Consider the following 20,026-nt stretch of genomic DNA (forward strand, 5'->3'; position numbering starts at 1 on the left):
CGCATGGACTGATGAAGTGTGGCAGCGGACACGTTGGCCGCATTGGTCCGTTCGGCCAATAACCGACCGAATGTTTCGTCGGTCAGTACAGCGTCACTTGAGCGGACATTTCGGGTGACGCTGTCACCAGAGCTAGCTGCACAAAGCTTTGTCCACGGTGTCTACGACGTGTTGGGTGGCGGACGCAGTCGAGGGAAGAGCAGTCACCGCAAGGTTCACGGCGCGCCCGTCGTCGGTGATGCCGCCGCGGGTCTCGTAACCGACTATGTCGCCGCCATGGCCCCAGTAGACCCCGCCGCACGAGAGAGTCCTGCTGGTGAGGCCGAGGCCGTACTCGATTCCGGTAGGCCCGCCGACGTGGACGGTGGTACGCATCTGGTCGAGTTGGGCTGCGGGGAGCAGTCGTCCGTCGAGGAGTGCGTGGAGAAACTGGTTGAGGTCCGAGGTGGTGGAGATCAGCTGCCCTGCGGCCCATCCCCACGACGGGTCCATCTCTGTGACGTCACTCAGTGGGCTGTCTGGTGTGGTGCGGTGGTAGCCCCTGGGATGGGGACCCCGGATGGTCATGTCGCCAGGGGATGGGAAGTAGGTGTCGCGCAGGCTGATCGGCGCGAAGATGCGTCGATTCATCTCCTCGGCGAGGGGGCGGCCGGTAACCTTCTGTACGAGTAGGCCGGCCAGAATGTAGTTGGTGTTGCTGTACCCCCAACTCGTTCCGGGCGGTGCGTCGGCGGGGTGTTGGAAGGCTATGTCGAGCAAATCGTGGGGGTCGGCGTAGCGGTATCTGATCTCTTCGTCATTGACGTGTATGCCGTACTCGGGGAGTCCGCTGGTGTGTTGGAGGAGTTGGCGGATGGTGATGTTGTGGCCGTCGATCCCTTCTCCGCGGACGAGTCCGGGTAGGTAGGTCTCGATGGGGGTGTCGAGTTCGATCTTTCCTTCGGCGACCAGTTGCAGGACCACTACTGCGGTGAAGGTTTTGGTGTTGCTGCCGATTCGTATCTGGCCGTTGTGGGGTACCTCTGATCCGGTGGTCAGGTCACCGACTCCTGCGGTGTAGTTGTGGGAGTTGCCGTTTCGGTCTTGGATGCTTGCGAGGGCGGCGGGTAGTCCGTCCTCGCTCACCAGTGCGTCGAGGGAGCGTTGAACCGCGTCGGACTCGGTGGAGGAAGAACCGACGGTATCGGGACTGAGGGCGGATGACGGCGAGCAGGACGCCAGCGTCATGGCACCGAGGGCCATCGCGGTAACGACCGAAAAGGTCCGGTGCCGTTTGCGATCCTGCCGGCGATCTGAGGAAGGGAAGCCCTTTCGAATATTGTTACGCATCAGTAGAACTCCTGAGGATTGGTATGGGTCGGGACATCGTTCGATCGGGAAGAATCGTTGTTCGAAGTCGTGCACGAACATGTTTCCTTCACTCCTCGCACATCGCTGCGTCGACAACTCGCTGTGCTGCTACGAAGGCGTCCTCGCTCGTCGGGATGTGATTGAGGGTGAGAGTCACAGCGCGTCCTGTGTGGTCTCCTATTCGTCGGATCTCATGGTGAGTTCCACATGCAGAGAACAGTATTGACGTGCGTACGCGTCCTCCATGGTGCGAAGTGCAGTCTCTCGGTGGGGCTTGCCGGAGCGTACGAGGTGTAACTGGCTGCACCTCGGAGTGCGCCCTCTCGTGGCCGGCACTGTCGGATTGCCGAGTTATTCCGGAGTAGGCGGCTTTTGGTAATTGACAGGAGAGCCTCAGCGACAAAGGGCGATATCCACCGCGTGTTCGAGGTTTCTACGTGTGGCATCGTCGGCGACTTGCATGGTGACCGCGATGTTCGCTTCGCGTCCGTCGTCGGTAGCGCCCCCGCGTGTCTCGTATCCAGGGAAACTGCCGCCGTGGCTCCAGGACAGGCCGCCGCACGGTAGCGGACGGCTGACCAACCCAAGTCCGTAGCGAGCCTCGGGTCCGAAGGTTTCCTCCGCGGGGACGGTAGTGCGCATCTGGTCGAGTTGGGCTGCGGGGAGCAATCGTCCGTCGAGGAGTGCGTGGAGAAACTGGTTGAGGTCCGAGGTGGTGGAGATCAATTGCCCTGCGGCCCATCCCCACGAGGGGTCTATCTCTGTGATGTCGAGGGGAGGCGCGTCCGATGACTCCCGGTAGTAGCCGCGGGGGTGAAGTTCCGAGATCTTCTCGTCGTATGGTTCAGGAAAGTATGTGTGCTGCAAGTCGATCGGCGCGAAGATTCGCCGGTTCATCTCCTCGGCGAGGGGTTTTTCGGTGATCTTATGTACGAGTAGGCCGGCGAGGACGTAGTTGGTGTTGCTGTACTTCCAACTCGTTCCGGGGGCGAAGTCGGCAGGATGTTCGAGCGCGATGTCGAGAAGTTCGCGGGGGTCGTAATATCGGACTTCGTCTTCCAGGTAGTTGCTGTAGTTGGGGAGTCCGCTGGTGTGTTGGAGGAGTTGGCGGATGGTGATGTTGTGGCCGTCGATCCCTTCTCCGCGGACGAGTCCGGGTAGGTAGGTCTCGATGGGGGTGTCGAGTTCGATCTTTCCTTCGGCGACCAGTTGCAGGACCACTACTGCGGTGAAGGTTTTGGTGTTGCTGCCGATTCGTATCTGGCCGTTGTGGGGTACCTCTGATCCGGTGGTCAGGTCACCGACTCCTGCGGTGTAGTTGTGGGAGTTGCCGTTTCGGTCTTGGATGCTTGCGAGGGCGGCGGGTAGTCCGTCCTCGCTCACCAGTGCGTCGAGTGAGTGTTGAACCGCATCGTGCCGCGCAGCGGCGGTATCGGTGGACGACGAGCACGCACCGAGGGTGACCACGCTGAGAGTCATTGCGACGGAACAGAGGGCGCGGTGCCGCTTCCGGCTTTGTCTTTGGGGTGAGGGAGGTTGGCCCTGTCGACTGTGGCGGCTCATCAGTAGAACTCCTTGGAGAGATTGATCGGTCTGGACACGATCCTGTCTGCTGGAGGATTGGTCGCGCATCGCTCCGACGCGGGAAAACCATCTCCCTCGATCGGGGGAGGCCATCGCCGAGCGGCCCAGTCATACTTGTCGAATCATGATCACAGGACTACGACCGCTGATGCGGGGCTCTACATACTCAGCTGTGCTTTTCGCCTTTTGTGGTGTGTTGGCAAGCCTGCCACTTCTGGTGGTTGCGATGTTGCCTGCTCTCGCGTGGCAATCCGCACCCGAGTTCGTCCGGGTGCTTTCGGTCCTGCTCATATGGGTGACTTTGGTAGGAGCACTCGGCCTGGCGCATCCTGTGCGACGCGCGCTCATCGTTTCTGCCCGCCGACTGCTGCAGGTGTCGCTGCCGAGTCCAGCGCTCGGACACCGTACTCCCAACCTCTCGGACATTGATCGCTGGCGGGCCCCGCTCTGGATTGTCCTGCATGTCATGGTGGGTTGGCTGGCGGCGCTCGCGACCAGCGTCCTTTTCATCATGGGGATTTCGCTCCCGGGGAACTGGCTCGGCGGCACGGCGCGAATCAGTCTGTTCGATACGTCGGTTGACGTGACGGGTGGATGGACCTGGGTCGTGGCGGCCGGCTGCCTCCTGCTTGCGGTAGGAATTTGTGTCCTGGTGGCAACACTGCTGAGATGGCTGGCGCCACGACTGTTGGGGCCGTCCACGGCTGAACGGCTCGCGCTGGCGGAAGAACGTGAACTGCAACTGGCCGAACGTAATCGGGTCGCTCACGAGTTGCACGACTCGATCGGACACACGCTCACCGCCGCCACGATCCAGGCGGCGGTGGCCGGCGAGGTGCTCGCCTCCGATCCTGCCGCCGCGAGGGCCGCCATGCGTAGCATCGAGGAGTCGACACGGGCAGCGCTCGAGGACCTGGACTACGTACTGGGTGTACTTCGCGAGGAGAGGCCTGGGGCTGTACCTTCTCGGACGCTGTCGGACTTGCCTGCGTTAATTGATCGGTTGCGGCATGCGGGGGCGGTTGTGGAGGTGAACCTGTCGGGTGACCTTTCACAGATCCAGGGGACACTCTCTCGCGCGGCGTACCGGATCCTGCAAGAGGGGACGACCAATGCTCTGCGGCACGGGGACAGCGGGCCGATCGAAATCACGGTGGCAGTCGGCTCGGAGTGCGTCGAGCTCAGAGTGGTCAACAGCATCGGGGCAGTGACCGGGGGAAAGGCAGACGTAGTTCGAAGATCAGGGCGCGGCCTGGCAGGTTTGGCCGAGCGCGTGCGACTCTTGAACGGTGAGTTCAAGGCTGGACCGGACGGAGCCCACGGCTGGCGATTGAGTGTTCAGTTGCCGGTACGGGTGGAACGATGACCGAAGCCAATTGGAGTGAGGACGCCTCCAACTCTGCAAGCATGCCAGTCACCCTGCTGATTGCGGATGACGACGACGTTACCCGCAGCGGCCTGCGTATGCTGCTCGCAGCTCAGCCCGGGATTGTGGTCGTCGGCGAGGCATCCGACGGTATCGAAGCAGTGGAGCTTTCGCGGCAACTTCGTCCGGATGTGGTGCTGATGGACGTGCGGATGCCGCTGCGCAACGGAATAGAGGCAACTCGGCACCTCCAGGCCGAGTGCACCGAACCGCCGAAAGTCTTGGTAATCACCACTTTCGAAAACGATGGCTACGTCACGGCCGCACTCAGTGCGGGCGCGAGTGGCTTCGTGCTGAAGCGGCTCCCAGTCCCGCAGATCGCAGCGGCAGTACGTGTGGTGGCGGCGGGCGAAGTGATCCTGTTCCCTGCCGCGCTACGCCGGATGGTTACGCCCCGCCCGTTGGTTTCCGCTGAGGCGTTCCCGAATGCAGCGCTGACAGCAAAGGAGGAAGAGGTATTGCGGTTGATGGCCACCGGGCTGTCCAACTCGGATATTGCTCAGGTTCTGGTTGTGAGCCTGGAGACAGTGAAAACGCATGTCGGGAACGTGCTGGCAAAGCTCGGTGCTCAGAATCGGACGCACGCTGTCGTCATCGCCTACGAGTCTGGTCTGGTGGTCCCGGGGTCGGGCACCGATACGGAACCCTGTGCAACTGGCGGTTGATTGCTTTTGTCAGCGTAACCCGGTGAGGATTCGCCGACTGAACCTACAGATCCGTTCCTCTTGCCAACACGCTCCGAGGTGAAGTCACACCACCGGTCACCAGTGCGTTCCGGGCACGAGTCGGGCGGCGCGTCGGCCGAGTTTGCGGATGCGCGAGCGTGAATGGCGCTGACGCGACGGTGTTGCCGAAACGTCTGACGGAGTTTCTTTGTCTACCTGCCCCTTTGCCGCCGGGGAGTCAGGGAAGGCCTGGTACATCTGGTTGAGAATCCGGTCCTTGGTGTGCGGTGCGAACAAGGTTCCCAGATCACCCAGAGTGCCCAGTGGCACGTCGATGCGCTTGGGGCGTTCGATCAGCGCGCGGATCACCATTGCCGCAGCCTTTTCCGGGCTGGTGATCGGGCCGTTGTTGTATTCGCCGGTCGGAGCGATCATCGGCGTTTCGACCAGCGGCATGTGGATGGTCGTGAAAGTGATTCCGTCCGCCAGGGTTTCGGAGGCAGCTACGTCGGAGAAACCGTCGAGCGCGGCCTTGCTCGCCACGTAGGCCGAGAATCTAGGCGTTGCCGCCTGGACTCCCGCGCTGCTGATGTTCACGATGTGACCGAAGCGGCGAGAACGCATGGTGGGCAACAATGCGAGCACCAATCGCACAGCGCCGAAGTAGTTCACGGCCATTGTTCGTTCGTAGTCGTGGAAACGATCCGTGGAATGGTAAATGCCGCGCCGAATGGATCGGCCGGCGTTGTTGACCAACATGTCCACGTGATCATGTTCTGTCAGAATGCTTTTGATCGTGTGCTGGACCGACTCGTCGTCGGTGATGTCGCAGGGATAACCGAACGCTTTGCCTCCGCTTGATCGAATCTCCTGTACCGCGGCATCGAGTTCGTCGGTGCGGCGTGCGATCAGGAGAACTGTGGCGCCTTTCTGGGCGGCGGCGATGGCAGAGGCCTTGCCGATTCCGGACGAGCCACCGGTGATCAGGACTATCCGCCCGACAAGTGGTCCTTCGGGATGGTTGCGACGTGCGCGATTGGGATCGAGGTTTGCGCGCCAGTACTTCCACAAGACCGTCGAGTAGGAGCCGAACTCGGGGACCGTCAGGCCTGATCCGGCGAGGGCGGCAACGGTTCTCTCGGAGGTGAAGGTCGGCGCCATCGTCATGTTGTCGAGCAACGCTGCAGGCATGCCGATGCGATCGAGGAAGACTTTCCGTGCCGATTCTGCCGAGTCCATCGGCAACGGCGAGACAAAGGGTTTGGCGATCACGCCCGGCAGGCTGAGCGCGGGCCGCGGTGCTCCGGCGGCCTTGGCGAGGCCGGCATAGATTTCGCGTACCGGTTGAGGTTTCGGATTGACGAGATGGAATGCTTCGCCGTCACGGCCGGGCACATGCATCAACTCGACGAGGGCAGCGGCCACATAATCGACCGGCACCACGTTGGTTGCCCCGAGGTTGGGGATCGGGACAGGTAGTGCTGCAGGTAGTTTCGCGAGTAGCGCCAGACCTGGGAACAAGTAATACGGTCCGTCGATCTTGTCCATCTCTCCGGTGACGGAGTTGCCGACCACGGCAGACGGCCGATAAACACGCCAGGTGAGGCCTTCTCGTTCTCGAACGAGCTTCTCGGCCTCGAACTTGGTTCGGTGGTACGGCGTCGGAAAGCCTTGGCCGCAATCGAAATCGGTCTCGCTGAACGTGCCCGGATAGTCGCCTGCGACTGCGACCGATGACACGTGATGAAGGGTGGCTCCCAGTTTCGCAGCAAGTTCGACCACGGAGCGTGTGCCCTCGACATTCGTCGAAGCCTGCTCGTCTCCGGCCGTGATGTCGTAGATCGCGCCGAGGTGAAGGACATGGTCGGCCGGCGGGGGAGAGTCGATGCCCAGCTCGGGCTCGGTCAGATCGCCAACGAGCGGATGCACTCGATCGCCGCCGGGAATTGCCGACACCTGTGCTTCGAGTTTTGCGACAGAACCCGCTCTGACCAGCACGTGGATCTGAGCAGTTTCATCATGCTCGAGCAGGAGCGGTAGTACAGCTCGTCCGAGGAACCCGGTGCCGCCAGTGACGATGTATGTGGCCATGGTCGGTAACTTACTCCAAAGTAAGATCGACGGCTAGAGGGAACCGGACATCAATGCGTCATGACGCCATCCTCGGTGTCGAAGTCGATGCCCGCAGTGATGATTCCGGAAAACAGGAACGCGACGGCAAGTGCAAGAGCGGGGATTGCAAGGATCCATTCGAAAATTGTCATGCTCCAAGTCTGACGAAATCAGCTTCGGAGAACATCGCCCTGCGGAGCGATTTCCCTGATCGGGCAGTCATCCTCGAGGACGACAGCCCGATCAGGGAAATCCACTAGTGCGTGATCAGTGGCCCGAAATCAGTGGCCGATGCCGACCTTCGCGTGAACTTTTTTCATCCAGGCCGGAGCCCACCAGTTCGCTTCGCCCATCAACTTCACCAGCGAGGGCACGAGCAACATGCGGATGATGGTCGCGTCGACGATCAGCGCGACGATCATGCCGACGCCCAGGAACTTCATCACCGACAACCCGGACATCGCGAATGCCCCCGTCACCACGATCAGGAGTAGGGCGGCGGCCGTCACGATTCGGCCGGTGCGTTCGGTTCCGAACTTGACTGCTTCCTCCGTCGTCGCTCCCGCGTTCTTGGCCTCGACCATCCGGGACATCAGGAAAACCTCGTAGTCCGTGGACAATCCGAACACCACCGCCAGGATGAGCACGACGAACGTCGCCTCCAGCGGAGTTTGACTGACCCCGAGGAGTTCGACGCCGTGACCGTCCTGGAAGACGAAGGTGAGGACACCGAAGGTGGTCGCGAGGCTCAGCGCGGCCATCAGTACCGCCTTGATGGGCAGGACCACCGAACCGAACGCGAGGAACAACAGGATCAAGGTCGATCCGACCATGATGAGGATCATCACCGGCAACCAGTGCAGGACGGCGTTGTTGCCGTCGTCGACCATGGCTTGACCGCCACCGACAAGCAGCACTGTTCCGTCAGGAGCGGAGATCGCGCGCAGATCTGTCACTGCGGTGCTCTGTGATTGGGGTGTAGAGCCCTCGCTGTAGAGAGCCTGAACCGCGATGAGTTGATTGGTGCTCGCGACGACGGTCGCCTGACCGATGCCCTCGACCTGACCGGCGGACTCGGCGATCGCTGCACCTTCGGCCGGGGTGAGAGTGTTCCCGTCCTCGGCCTGAAGGATCATCGTCGCGCCGTTGCCGGTCTGCGGGAAGTCGTTGACCAACGTGTCCATTGCGACGCGAGCGGGGTCGTTGTCCGGGAGTGCGGTGTACGAGAGTTCTCCCAAACGGGCACCGAGCAGCGGCGAGGCCATCACGAGCAGCACGGCCACGATCGTCACCGAGACCGCGACCGGACGCTTCATCACCCACGTGACGACGCGGCCCCAGAACTTGCGCGAGCGTTCCTCGCCGCGTTGCGCCGCATCCTTGCGCCACGTCAGGGCGTTGATGCGATGCCCCAGAATGGCAAGCAGCGCAGGCACAGCGGTCAGCGACAGAACTGCCGCGCTCAGTACTGCTGCGATCGCACCGAAACCCAAAGACCGGATGACGGCCTGCGGGAAAACGAGCATGCCGCTGAACGCGCAGATCAGCAGCAGACCCGAGAACATGACGGTGCGACCCGCGGTCAGAGCTGTCCGCTGCGCAGCCGCTCCCGGGTCCGAGCCCGAATTCAGTTCTTCACGGAACCGACCGACCACGAACAGTCCGTAGTCGATTGCAAGTCCCAACCCGAGAAGAGAAGCGACGTTGATCGAGAACGAGGACACATCGGTGATCAGCGTGAGGACTCGCAGAACCGCCAAGGCGCTCAAGACACTGAGTACACCCACGAACACCGGAACCGCCGCAGCGACGACGCCGCCGAAGATGAAGACCAGCAGCACCAGAGTGATCGGAATGGCGATGGCTTCGGCGACCACCAGGTCTTTCTCCAGCTTGGTGTTGAACGCGACGCCGACAACGGTATTACCCGCGAATTGTGCCTCGGCACCTTCAACTTCGAGCTTCGGCAAGAGATCGGCGAAAGTAGCAGGTGTGACGCCCGAGTCCGGTGCCAACGTGATCGCAACGGCCGCCATGGATCCGTCGTTCGAGAGCAGACTAGCCTTGGCCGCGGCGTCCGTTCCCCAATACGACTTCACCGACGCGGTCGGCACTTCCGTTTTGAACTGGTCGACGGCGACCGTCACTGCCGGCCCGATGTCGTCGAGGGTCTTACCGTCTGTGGGTGAGTAGATCGCGATGATGTCCGGGGTCTGCGGTCCGAGATTGTCTTCGATGATGTCCGCAACCTTCGCGGAGTCGCTGCCCGGATCGATGAAGCCGCCCTGGCTGAGCTTGCCGAACACTCCGAGTCCCCACACCCCACTGATGAGAACTATCAGAACCGCGAGGCTCAGTACCCACCATTTCCGGGCGACGACGGTTTGGGCCCAGCGTGTCATGTATCAACTCCGGTGTGTGGGGGCGTCTGGCCAGATCGACTGTAGTGGGCGTTTGGTCTTGAATCGGAAACGTCATGCATACTGCTCGAAGCACTTGCAAGCCACGTGTGTGGGGGAAGCCGGTCCGAATCCGGCGCTGACCCGCAACGGTAGGTCGATTCTCGGTAGTCACCGAGCGTCGGCAAGCCCGATTACCCACCGCGCGGTGTGCGACATCCATTCGTCGTGGTCTACGAAAAGGAAGTCCAGCAGGAGCTCTGGCCGAGTATCAGTGTGCGGGCGGAGTTGTCTGTCGGATTCTCATTCGTGGCTCAGAGCCCTTACGAGGTCCCCGTGTCACTTCAGTTCTCCCCGTCCCGCGCCGCCGCTGTTCTCATCGCGGTCGCCTTTGTTTCGGCAGGTTGTTCCAAAGGCCAGGAATCAGAGTCCGCGTCTGCTGCGGAATCCTTCGCACAGGCTGTGTCCGTGACCAACTGCGATCGAGAGATGACCTTCGACTCGCCGCCGCAGCGCATCGTGTCTTTGAACGGGCATGTCACCGAGGCGCTCATCGAAATCGGTGCGGGTGACCGGATCGTCGGTCGGGCGTACAGCGACAACCCGCCAACTGCGGAGACCGCCGATGTATTCAACAAGATTCCCAGCCTCTCCGATACGTTCCCCAGCATGGAGCAGGTCCTCGACGTCGATCCGGACTTCGTGGTCGGAGGAATGACCAGTGCCTTCAACGAGAAGCAAGGCCGTTCCCGAGACGCTTTCGGCGAGCGCGGAATCAACACCTTCCTCTTCTCGGAATACTGTGGCACCGGTTTCCCCGACATCGGATTGCTCGAGAACGACTACACGCAACTCGGTCGAGTCCTGGGCGTCGAAGATTCCGCCCGCGAGGTCGCAGAGGAGATCAGCGATGGTCTCGATTCCGTCCGCGCTTCGGTCGGAGACGCGGCGCCGGTACCGACCTTCTTCTACGACAGTGGTGACCAGGTTCCGACGACTATCGGCGGAGTCGGCGTCGGTCAATTGGTCGCGGAATACTCCGGCGTCTCGAACATCTTCGCCGAAGGGACAAAGCCCTACATCGACGCATCGTGGGAAGCTGTTGCCGAGCGTGCACCCCAGGCGATCGTGGTCATCGACTACGGAGACAAGACCGCCGAGCAGAAGATCGACTTCCTCCGCGCCCAGCCGTTGATGGCGACCACCCCTGCTGTGCAGCAGAACCGGTTCGTCGTGGTTCCTCTCGCGGACCTGTTCGAGAGTTCACGGTTGGTGCGTTCGGCACAGACCATCGCGACGGCCTTCCATCCGGGCGCTGACGCGGCGAAGTGACCCGCACGCGTTACGGGTACGGCGCCCTACTTGTCGGCTTGGCGGTCGCCTTGGCGATCGTCCTGGGGTTGGCCGTCTCCTTGGGATCGGTTCGCATTCCCGTCGGTGACGTCTGGGCGATAGTCGGAGCCCGTTTGGCGCCAGGGACTTTCGAAACGTGGTGGACCGCGGCGCGGGAGTCGATCGTGATCGACTCCCGCCTGCCACGTGCACTCACGGCTGCGGTCGTGGGTGCTTCCTTGGCGATGTCGGGTGCTGTTGCTCAGGCTGTCACACGGAATCCTCTTGCCGACCCGTATCTGCTCGGAGTTTCGTCGGGTGCGGGATTCATGGTGGTGCTCGTGTCGGTGCTGGGTTTCGGCGCCGGCCTCCTCGGGGTTTTCACGATTCCGGTCGCAGCATTCGTCGGGGCGATGATCCCGTTGTTTCTCGCACTGCTGATCGGCGGCCGGTATCCGCAGCCGACCGCGATCATTTTGGTGGGTGTAGCGCTCGCCCAGATATTCTCGGCGCTCATCACCTTTTGCATCCTGGTGTTGGCCGATGATCGGCACGTGACGTCGGTGATGCACTGGATTGCCGGCGGATTCGGTGATGCGCGATGGTCGACGCTGATCTTCCCGACGATCACACTGGTCGTCGTCGGCACAGCCCTTCTGTTCAGTTCGCGGTGGATGGACGTCTTGCAGACCGGTGACGACGGGGCTGCTGCCCTCGGTATGAACGTCCGACGGTTCCGAGTGTTGTCCTTGCTTGCGGTCTCCGTACTGGCGGGCGCGGCAGTCAGCGTTGCCGGTGGAATCGGATTCATCGGCCTCCTGATCCCACATCTGGCCGGTTTCATCGTCGGCACCAGAGCAATTCGACTGCTCCCTGCTGCAGCCCTTCTGGGCGCCGTCGCGATGGTTGCCGCGGATACCGCTGCGCGCTCGGTGGCACAATCCACCGAAGTTCCGGTCGGAGTGATCACCGCCCTCGTGGGTGCACCGATCTTCGTCTGGATGCTCTACCGGCAGTATCGGAGGCTCGAACAGTGACGCAGACCAGAACAGTGACACAGGCCAGAACAGTGACACTCCCGAAGGACGCCGAAGCCGCGCCTCTGCTCGAACTCGTCGAGACCCGGGCGCGGCTTGGCAACCGCGAAGTCCTGCGCGGCATCACTTTCGCGGTGACGTCCGGCGAAATATTGGGCTTGGTCGGACCCAACGGCAGTGGCAAGACGACGGCGCTGCGCTGCTGCTACAACGCTTTGACTCCGACAGGTGGCGCAGTTCTGATCGATCAAGCCGACTCGACGACGCTCTCGCGTAAGGACATCGCCAAAACCATCTCGGCGAGCGTCCAGGAACCTACTGTCTCGGCAGGACTTTCGGTTCGTGAATCGATCGCGCTCGGACGAACTCCGCACCGTAGCTGGTTGGACCGAAACACTGAGCGAGATACCGCCATCGTGGACCGGTGCATCGAGCAGGTTGGTCTGGTCGAGCTTGCCGGACGCGACGTGTCCACCCTGTCGGGTGGTGAGCGGCAACGTGTCTCGATAGCGCGCGCATTGGCTCAGGAGCCCAAGGTTCTGTTGTTGGACGAGCCGACCAATCATCTCGATCTTCGTCACCAGTTGATTGTGATGGAATTGCTCGCCGAACTTGCGTCGGCGGGGCTCGCGGTTGTGGTCACGATGCACGATCTACGGTTGGCAGTCGAGTACTGCGACAACCTTGCCGTGCTCACCGAAGGTGAACTCCGCGCGTGTGGGTCTACGGTCGAGGTGTTGGACGAGCCGTTGTTGGCCGAGGTTTTCGGCATCAAGGCGCGAGTCGAACGCGGAGTACGTCCGCGGATGGAGATATTGGGGCTGGCATGACGGAATCGGTAGCCGGGATCTACGCCCGTATGGCATTAGCGGTGCCGTTCTTCGACAACCTGAGCGCGTATCCGGATACGGTGCCCGCGGTGTTGATGACCGACCCCCAGTGGTTGGCAGCACGTGTCGCCGATACGGCCGAGCGATGGGGGAGTTCGGACAACCGAGTGAACGGCACGTTGTGGTGGTACTCGGCCAGTTCCACGCTGACTGGCATTCCGATCGGAACCGGAATGGTGACCGGGTTCGCGGCCGATCCATCGTTGGACGGTGGGCGGATCTTCTTGCGTGACAACGGCTATCTGGGAGGGTTTGCTGCCGGGTCGGTCATTCCGATCTCGCGGAGTGTGGCGGAGTTGGGCCACGCGATGTTCCGCTCACTCAGTCCCGTGATCGAGGTACTCGCCGAGGTGTCCGGCGTTCGGCAGCAGGCGCTGTGGGCGATCGCGACGGACTCCATCGCCAATCGCAGCCTCGACGCCGCCGGTAGCGCGAGGGAGCGCGGAAGTGCATTTGCTGCCGGCCTGATCGATGTTCTCCGCGGTGAGAACCCGGGCATTCCGGTTCCGCGTTTCGTCGATGTCGACCGCAATGAAAGTGTTGTTCGCGTTTCTAATCCGTTGACACCGGTGGCATCCGGGCGACGCAGATTCACGCAGCGCGCGTCGTGCTGCCTGATTTACGAGGTGCCCGGTGAAGGTAAGTGCACCAGTTGCCCGAAGCGCGCACCCGAAGATCGGGTGCGCGCCTTGGCTGCTCTGGTGTGACTGGACCCAGGCCTTTACCGGGTCGGGTGTTGTCAGGTCAGTGAGCTGCGACCTTGGAACGGTCGAGTCCCAGCGCATCGGTCATCGTGAAGAACAGATCGGTCTGGTCCGTGAGGCCGCTGACATTGGCCGCGTGCGGGCCGAAAGCTGCTACGCGCAACTGAGTTCCGGTATGCCCTTCGGATTCGACGGCCGGATCTTCGGACGTTCCGTAGCTGATCGTCATCTCCGAGCCGTCCTTCGTGGTCAGCTTGCGGGTCAGACCGGGGTAGACGATTTCCTGGGCGCGCTCGACCGGGATGTTCTGGTCCTTGGCGATGGTGGCGATGTCGTCTGCGCTGACGTTGGTGACGATCTGGCTGGTGTGAGCGTGGTCGGCTGTGACGATGACCAGGGTTTCTCCGTCGGTCTTCGCAAATTCGAGTGCCTTCTGCACAGCTTCGTCGAGGTCGACGGTTTCACCGATCTGACCGCACGCGTTGGCTGCGTGATCTTGCTTGTCGATCGAGGCACCTTCGACTTGGAGGAAGAATCCGTTGTCGTTGACCTTCAGCAGATCGATCGCCTTCTGCGTCATGTCCGCGAGCTTCGGTACGTCGGAGGTTCGCTTGGGATTGTCGACGCAGGTTTCGGCGGGCTGCAGGTAACCGTCGCGGGTGGCGACAGAGCCTTCCCAGCGGACGGGCATGTTGCCGTCGGCGAACAGTCCGAGCACGGGTGCGTCCTGATCGGCCTTGCCGACCTCGTTCATCTCGGCGGCATTCTTCACCAGCTGGTAGCCACGAGCGGCAGCTTGCTCGTTGAGGGTCTTGCCCTGCCAGTCACCGGCTTTCGCGGTTTCGGCGAAGGACTTGGCGCCGCCGGCAAAGGTGACGTCGGCGCGGGTGTCGAGGAGCTGTTCGCTGATCGATCCCTTGCCGCCGTTCTCGATGGCGTTCTCCGGGCAGGACTTGGACGTCGCCTCGGGTCCGTAGCACTTGCGGCCGCTCACGTGCGCGACCTGCACTGCGGGGGTGGCGTCCTGCACCTCGGCGGTGGAGACGTTGCCGGTGGCCTTGCCGTTCGCCTTGGCGATCTCGAGGACGGTCGACTGGGCCTGCCCCTTGATGTCGACCGAAATCGCGCCGTTGTAGGTCTTGGTGCCGGTGGACCATGCCGATCCACTGGCAGCGGAGTCGGTGACGTAGTCGGGCTTGCCGTCCTTGGTCAGTGCGTAGTGCGTGTACTGGCCGGTGATCGGCAGGGCGTCGAGGCCGGCGAAGCTGCCAGCAGCACCCTCGGCGTAGTTGCGCGCGGCGGTGATCTCCGAGTCGCCCATGCCGTCCCCGATCAGGAGGATGACGTTCTTCGCGCCGGAAGCGTTGACGGCGTCACGCACTGCGGCCGACTGATCACCGTCGATGCGGCGAGCACCACCGTTCGAGGACAGTTCGCCGGTCGCGGCGCGATCGACGGTCGTGCCGTTGGAGCCTGTTGCCTCGTCGGCACTGCTGCTGCAGCCGGCAGCGGCCAGAACGGCGACGGCGCCGGCGACGGCCGTCAACCTACGTGTGTTGCGCGAGAACGACATACGAGTAGTACTCCTGGAAACAGTATGGATGGAGATTATGAACGCCGCTAATGATCTGGGGCCAAAGTGAACGGAGTGCAGACATGCGTACATCTGAATGTGACTAGACGGTGAGGGTTGAGATTCGCTCTGTTGACTGCGGGTGAGTGACCTGTCAGACTGAATCTGCATCGAACATCAGTTCGATGCATGTGGTGCGTCTTCCCTTTCGGCATCCTCGAGCAGTCGGTCGTCCCGTGACGGCCGGCTCGATCAGGTGCGAGGTCAGTGTGGGTTGGGGAAATGGGCCGCCGACGTGGTCCGAGATGGAACGGGTGCTGTCCGGACGGCCAGGCCGCGTGGAACACGAGGATTTGTTCCCGGGCGACGGAAGTGACAGTCCCGCCTGGTCACGAAAGCGCGGCGAGTATCACGCAGGCGAACTCACTCGTGGCACCGGCGTGGTTCCTTACGCAGAACTGCACGCTCACTCGGCCTTCAGCTTCCTCGACGGCGCATCACCGCCGGAAGAACTGGTCGAGGAAGCTGTGCGTCTCGGGCTCGAGGCGATTGCCGTCACCGATCACGACGGGTTCTACGGCGTGGTGAGGTTTGCGGAGGCTGCGCGTGAATGGGGAATGCGGACCGTGTTCGGGGCCGAGTTGTCGCTCGATTCGGTACCCAGAACTGGGACGGCAGATCCCGGTGGAACGCATCTTCTGGTACTTGCCCGTGGGCAGGAAGGATATCGCCGTCTTTCGCGGGAGATAGCCGCCGCACATCTGGCGGGCGGTGAGAAGGGCAAACTGCAGTACAACTACGACGCGCTGACCGAAGCCGCCGGTGGGCACTGGCAGATCCTGACCGGGTGCCGCAAAGGTCATGTGCGGCAAGCCTTGACGTCGGGTGGTCGCGAAGCCGCGGCGGAGGCCTTGCAGGATCTGGTCGAGCGTTTCGGGGCGGAGCGAGTGTCGGTGGAGCTCACTCATCATGGGTTGGCGGAGGACGACGAGCGCAATGCCGTTCTTGCAGAACTGGCGAGAGAACGTGGACTACGTACGGTGGCGACCACCGCCGCACACTTCGCCGCTCCTCCGCGTCGACGCCTCGCCATGGCAATGGCAGCTGTGCGGGCGCGTCAAAGCTTGGATGAGGCAGCTGGATGGTTGGCTCCGACCGGCGGAGCACACCTGCGGTCCGGCGCGGAGATGGCGACGCTGTTCTCGCTCTATCCCGAGGCTGTCAGTGGTGCCGCCGATCTTGGTCGTGAGTGCGCTTTCGATCTCAAGCTCATCGCGCCCAAATTGCCACCGTTCGACGTTCCTGCCGGGCATACCGAGGCGTCGTGGTTGCGTGAGCTGACCATGGTCGGGGCGCTGGAACGCTACGGACCCCCGGAAGGTGCACCGAAGGCATACAAACAGCTCGAACATGAACTTGCCATCATCGAGGGATTGAACTTTCCCGGATACTTCCTGGTCGTGCATGACATCGTGTCGTTCTGCAAGAACAACGACATCCTCTGTCAGGGAAGGGGTTCCGCTGCGAACTCTGCGGTGTGTTACGCGATCGGCATCACCAACGTCGATCCGGTTCGCAACAAATTGCTGTTCGAGCGGTTTCTTGCGCCCGAGCGCGACGGCCCACCGGATATCGACGTGGACATCGAGTCGGATCGCCGGGAAGAGGCGATCCAGCACGTGTACGCGAAATACGGGCGTACGTATGCCGCGCAGGTAGCCAATGTCATCACCTATCGAGGAAAGTCGTCGGTGCGGGACATGGCCCGCGCGCTTGGCTTTTCGCAGGGCCAGCAAGATGCGTGGAGTAAGCAGGTCGGCCGGTGGGGTGGTATCGACAAGAATGCGGATACCGATATTCCGCGTCCGGTACTCGAACTGGCGGCGCAGATCGAAGGCTATCCACGGCACCTCGGTATCCACTCCGGCGGAATGGTCATCTGTGATCGTCCCATCGCCGACGTTTGCCCGGTGGAGTGGGCGCGGATGGCCAATCGCAGTGTCCTGCAGTGGGACAAGGACGATTGTGCTGCCGCTGGGTTGGTCAAGTTCGATCTACTCGGGCTCGGCATGCTCTCGGCTTTGCATTACATGATGGATCTGGTGGCCGAACACAAAGGCATCACAGTCGATTTGGCGCAACTCGATCTGTCGGAAACAGCGGTGTACGAGATGTTGCAGCGGGCAGATTCGGTAGGGGTGTTCCAAGTGGAATCACGTGCGCAGATGGCGACACTGCCGCGTCTGAAGCCTCGAAATTTCTACGACCTGGTGGTCGAAGTCGCGCTCATCCGTCCCGGGCCGATTCAAGGCGGATCAGTCCATCCGTACATCCGCCGGCGCAACAAACTCGAACCTGTGTCCTATGACCATCCGTCGCTCGAGAAGGCACTCGAACGCACATTGGGGGTTCCGTTGTTTCAGGAACAGTTGATGCAGATGGCCGTCGACGTTGCGGGTTTCACGCCGTCCGAGGCCGATCAATTGCGTCGGGCAATGGGATCGAAACGTTCCACCGAGAAGATGGAGCAACTGCGAGCGAGGCTGTACCAGGGCATGCGAGACCTACATGGCATCGGCGACGAGGTTGCCGACCGAATCTACGAAAAGCTGTACGCATTCGCTAATTTCGGTTTTCCGGAAAGTCATTCACAGAGTTTTGCCGCACTGGTCTTCTACTCCTCGTGGTTCAAGCTTCATCACCCCGCCGCGTTCTGTGCCGGGCTTCTGCGAGCGCAGCCGATGGGTTTCTACTCACCACAGTCCCTGGTCGCCGATGCGCGCCGGCACGGAGTGCAGGTACACGGTGCAGACATCAATGTCAGCCTCGCGCATGCCACCGTCGAGGCAGGTGGATTCGAGGTTCGGCTGGGACTGGGGGAAGTGCGCAACATCGGCGATGCGCTCGCCGAGAAAATTGTCGAACAGCGCGACCTCGGTGGACCGTTCACGTCGTTTCTCGATCTGACCGGTCGGGTGGAACTGACTACCGCGCAAGCTGAATCGTTGGCGACTGCCGGCGCGCTTGCCAGCTTCGGCATCTCGCGTAGAGAAGCGCTGTGGGCTGCGGGCGCTGCGGCAGGGGAGCGTCCGGACCGCTTGCCCGGTATCGGTGCGTCGGTCACAGCTCCCACCCTTCCCGGCATGAGCGACGTCGAATTGGCGGCAGCGGATGTCTGGGCGACAGGAGTATCTCCCGACACGTATCCGACACAGTTTCTTCGCCCACAGCTCGACGCGCTCGGCGTGGTGCCGGCTTCGAGGCTGCTCGACATCCCGGACGGCGACCGTGTGCTGGTAGGGGGAGCGGTCACACACCGGCAGCGTCCGGCCACAGCTGCGGGCGTCACGTTCATCAACCTCGAAGACGAAACCGGCATGGTCAATGTCGTGTGTTCGGTGGGGTTGTGGGCAAAGTACCGAAAACTGGCAAATACGGCGCCGGCGTTGCTTATTCGAGGAAAGGTGCAAAATGCGGAAGGCGCTGTCACCGTCGTGGCAGACCGGATGCAGCTGATGGATCTGCGAGTCACAGCCAAGTCGCGAGACTTTCGCTAATGCCCGATTCTGCTCGGAGTTTTGTGCCGAGAGGACAAATGTGGAGCTCAACTCTGACCTCCGAGCATATGGCGCGGGTCACAATCCCTACCTAGGGTTGTCGCTTGAGCGGCCATCGAATCGCCTGGCACCGCCACGACCAGTGGCCTCGCTGGTGAATATTGTCGCCTTCCAAACATGCTGAATCCAAAGCACTTCGAGTTGAAGAGGAACTCCATGAGCACAGCGATTCTCGTCGCACACGTACACCCTGCCGATCCGTCTTCGGAGGACGCGTTCAACCGCTGGTACGACGACGTGCATATTCCGCAGGTCGTCGAACGAGTGCCTGGAGTTGTCTCCGCCTCCCGATTCTTCCTGGCGGATGTGCAGTTGCTGCCCGAGGATGCATTGCCCGCGCGCCGCTACCTGAGCATCTATCAACTCGACACGGAAGATCTCGCGGGCACGGCGCAGGCGTTGGGAAGTGCTTTGGGCGACGGGACTCTCGACATGTCCGAGGCCATCGCGACTACCGGCGACACCGGACCCGAATTGCTTTTCTACGTCCCGACCGAGAACTGAAGGGGAACGCTGACATGTCCGATCTTCTCGCGAACAAAGTTGCAATTGTCACCGGCGCAGGTGCCGGAATCGGCGCCGCCATTGCCCGGGCATTCGGGGCGGAGGGCGCGAGCGTCGTAGTCTCCGACATCAACGGTGACGCAGCACAGGCAGTGGCGGACTCGATCGACGGAGCTATCGCTGTCACCACTGATGTCACCGACGAACAGCAGGTCAAGGATCTCGTCGCCAGGGCGGTCGAAGAGTTCGGCGGACTGAACGTCGTAGTACCCAACGCCGGCATCGCCACCACGACTCCGCTGATCGAGACCTCGTTCGAGGACTGGCGGAAAGTCATGTCGGTCAACCTCGATGGAGTGTTCTTGACCGTCCGTCATTCGCTACCCGCGCTCGTCGCATCCGGAGGCGGTTCGATCGTGAACATCTCGTCGATCTCGTCGACCACCGGGTCGCCCTTGATCGGTAGCTATGCCGCCGCCAAAGCAGCAGTTCGCAATCTCACCGAAACCCTGTCAGCCGAACTTCGCTTCCACGGAATCCGAGCCAATGCCCTGCTACCCGGATTCATCGACACAGACCTGGTCAAGAGTCACCAACAGGATTTCGAGAACGCACTCGGCCTCGAGTCCGGCGGCTTCGACGACCTGATGGTCACGAAGCAAACCCGCTACGGCCGGACCGAGGAAGTCGCCGCCGCCGCAGTGTTCTTTGCGAGCGACCAGTCGTCGTGGTGCAACGGCAGCAGCCTGGTGCTCGACGGAGGGTTCACCGCTTCTCTCCTCTGAGCAGCGGAACCCTTTCCGAACGTCACCCGAAATCGTCAATCGTGCGAG

The 20,026-nt window shown here is 61.9% G+C and carries 15 protein-coding genes and 1 riboswitch; of the genes, 9 read left to right on the forward strand and 6 right to left on the reverse strand.

The genetic code is table 11. The features are described 5' to 3' along the window. Positions 1–132: 132 nt before the first annotated feature. Both B0E55_RS10825 and B0E55_RS10830 read right to left on the reverse strand, forming a co-directional pair. Entirely contained in the window at positions 133–1,329 is a 1,197-nt protein-coding gene (locus B0E55_RS10825) for a serine hydrolase domain-containing protein (protein ID WP_241896048.1), read from the reverse strand. 414 nt (positions 1,330–1,743) lie between these two features. Then, complete coding sequence (locus B0E55_RS10830) at positions 1,744–2,829, reverse strand: serine hydrolase domain-containing protein (RefSeq protein WP_241896049.1); 1,086 nt, start codon at positions 2,827–2,829, stop codon at positions 1,744–1,746. A gap of 229 nt (positions 2,830–3,058) precedes the next feature. Here B0E55_RS10830 and B0E55_RS10835 point away from each other — a divergent pair, with 229 nt between their 5' ends. Together B0E55_RS10835 and B0E55_RS10840 are read left to right on the forward strand one after the other, a co-directional pair. Then, a complete protein-coding gene (locus tag B0E55_RS10835) occupies positions 3,059–4,300 on the forward strand; it encodes a sensor histidine kinase (RefSeq protein ID WP_241896050.1) in 1,242 nt (413 codons plus the stop codon). Continuing rightward, positions 4,297–5,025, forward strand: a complete 729-nt coding sequence (locus tag B0E55_RS10840; protein WP_020969102.1) for a response regulator transcription factor — start codon at positions 4,297–4,299, stop codon at positions 5,023–5,025. Before B0E55_RS10835 ends, B0E55_RS10840 begins: the two co-directional genes overlap by 4 nt. A 96-nt stretch (positions 5,026–5,121) precedes the next feature. Here B0E55_RS10840 and B0E55_RS10845 read toward each other — a convergent pair whose 3' ends face one another. The 3 genes from B0E55_RS10845 to B0E55_RS10850 form a co-directional block, all read right to left on the reverse strand. Beyond that, entirely contained in the window at positions 5,122–7,116 is a 1,995-nt protein-coding gene (locus B0E55_RS10845) for an SDR family oxidoreductase (protein ID WP_069145844.1), read from the reverse strand. A 50-nt stretch (positions 7,117–7,166) separates the two neighbouring features. Further along, positions 7,167–7,289, reverse strand: coding sequence for a hypothetical protein (locus B0E55_RS32445; RefSeq protein WP_019747629.1), 123 nt, complete (start codon positions 7,287–7,289; stop codon positions 7,167–7,169). Positions 7,290–7,418: 129 nt separating this feature from the next. Next, complete coding sequence (locus tag B0E55_RS10850) at positions 7,419–9,539, reverse strand: MMPL family transporter (RefSeq protein ID WP_080909694.1); 2,121 nt, start codon at positions 9,537–9,539, stop codon at positions 7,419–7,421. Between the two features lie 69 nt (positions 9,540–9,608). Then, positions 9,609–9,756: riboswitch (cobalamin riboswitch) on the forward strand. A 116-nt stretch (positions 9,757–9,872) separates the two neighbouring features. Here B0E55_RS10850 and B0E55_RS10855 point away from each other — a divergent pair. Genes B0E55_RS10855 through B0E55_RS10870 form a run of 4 tightly spaced genes read left to right on the forward strand, consistent with a single transcriptional unit; the run spans position 9,873 to position 13,502 of the window. Further along, positions 9,873–10,868, forward strand: a complete 996-nt coding sequence (locus B0E55_RS10855) for an ABC transporter substrate-binding protein (RefSeq protein ID WP_029537874.1) — start codon at positions 9,873–9,875, stop codon at positions 10,866–10,868. Further along, positions 10,865–11,905, forward strand: a complete 1,041-nt coding sequence (locus B0E55_RS10860) for a FecCD family ABC transporter permease (RefSeq protein ID WP_020969106.1) — start codon at positions 10,865–10,867, stop codon at positions 11,903–11,905. Before B0E55_RS10855 ends, B0E55_RS10860 begins: the two co-directional genes overlap by 4 nt. Further along, positions 11,902–12,735: an ABC transporter ATP-binding protein gene (locus B0E55_RS10865; RefSeq protein ID WP_080909695.1), complete on the forward strand. Its 834-nt coding sequence runs from the start codon at positions 11,902–11,904 to the stop codon at positions 12,733–12,735. The genes B0E55_RS10860 and B0E55_RS10865 overlap by 4 nt, the downstream gene beginning before the upstream one ends. Further along, positions 12,732–13,502: a (2Fe-2S)-binding protein gene (locus tag B0E55_RS10870; protein WP_080909696.1), complete on the forward strand. Its 771-nt coding sequence runs from the start codon at positions 12,732–12,734 to the stop codon at positions 13,500–13,502. Before B0E55_RS10865 ends, B0E55_RS10870 begins: the two co-directional genes overlap by 4 nt. Before the next feature lie 37 nt (positions 13,503–13,539). Here the strand turns inward: B0E55_RS10870 and phoA are convergent, their stop codons facing one another. Then, positions 13,540–15,072, reverse strand: a complete 1,533-nt coding sequence (gene phoA / locus B0E55_RS10875; RefSeq protein ID WP_019747635.1) for an alkaline phosphatase — start codon at positions 15,070–15,072, stop codon at positions 13,540–13,542. A 269-nt stretch (positions 15,073–15,341) separates the two neighbouring features. Here phoA and B0E55_RS10880 point away from each other — a divergent pair, with 269 nt between their 5' ends. The 3 genes from B0E55_RS10880 (at position 15,342) to B0E55_RS10890 (ending at position 19,978) form a co-directional block, all read left to right on the forward strand. Continuing rightward, complete coding sequence (locus tag B0E55_RS10880) at positions 15,342–18,629, forward strand: error-prone DNA polymerase (protein ID WP_070386977.1); 3,288 nt, start codon at positions 15,342–15,344, stop codon at positions 18,627–18,629. Positions 18,630–18,845: 216 nt separating this feature from the next. Next, positions 18,846–19,193, forward strand: coding sequence for a hypothetical protein (locus B0E55_RS10885; protein WP_007727425.1), 348 nt, complete (start codon positions 18,846–18,848; stop codon positions 19,191–19,193). A 14-nt stretch (positions 19,194–19,207) separates the two neighbouring features. After that, the gene (locus tag B0E55_RS10890; RefSeq protein ID WP_020906972.1) at positions 19,208–19,978 is read left to right on the forward strand and encodes a glucose 1-dehydrogenase; all 771 of its coding nucleotides are present in this window, start codon (positions 19,208–19,210) and stop codon (positions 19,976–19,978) included. Positions 19,979–20,026: the final 48 nt, after the last annotated feature.

Origin of the sequence: Rhodococcus sp. 66b (assembly GCF_002076325.1) — a bacterium.
GTDB lineage: Bacteria > Actinomycetota > Actinomycetes > Mycobacteriales > Mycobacteriaceae > Rhodococcus_F > Rhodococcus_F erythropolis.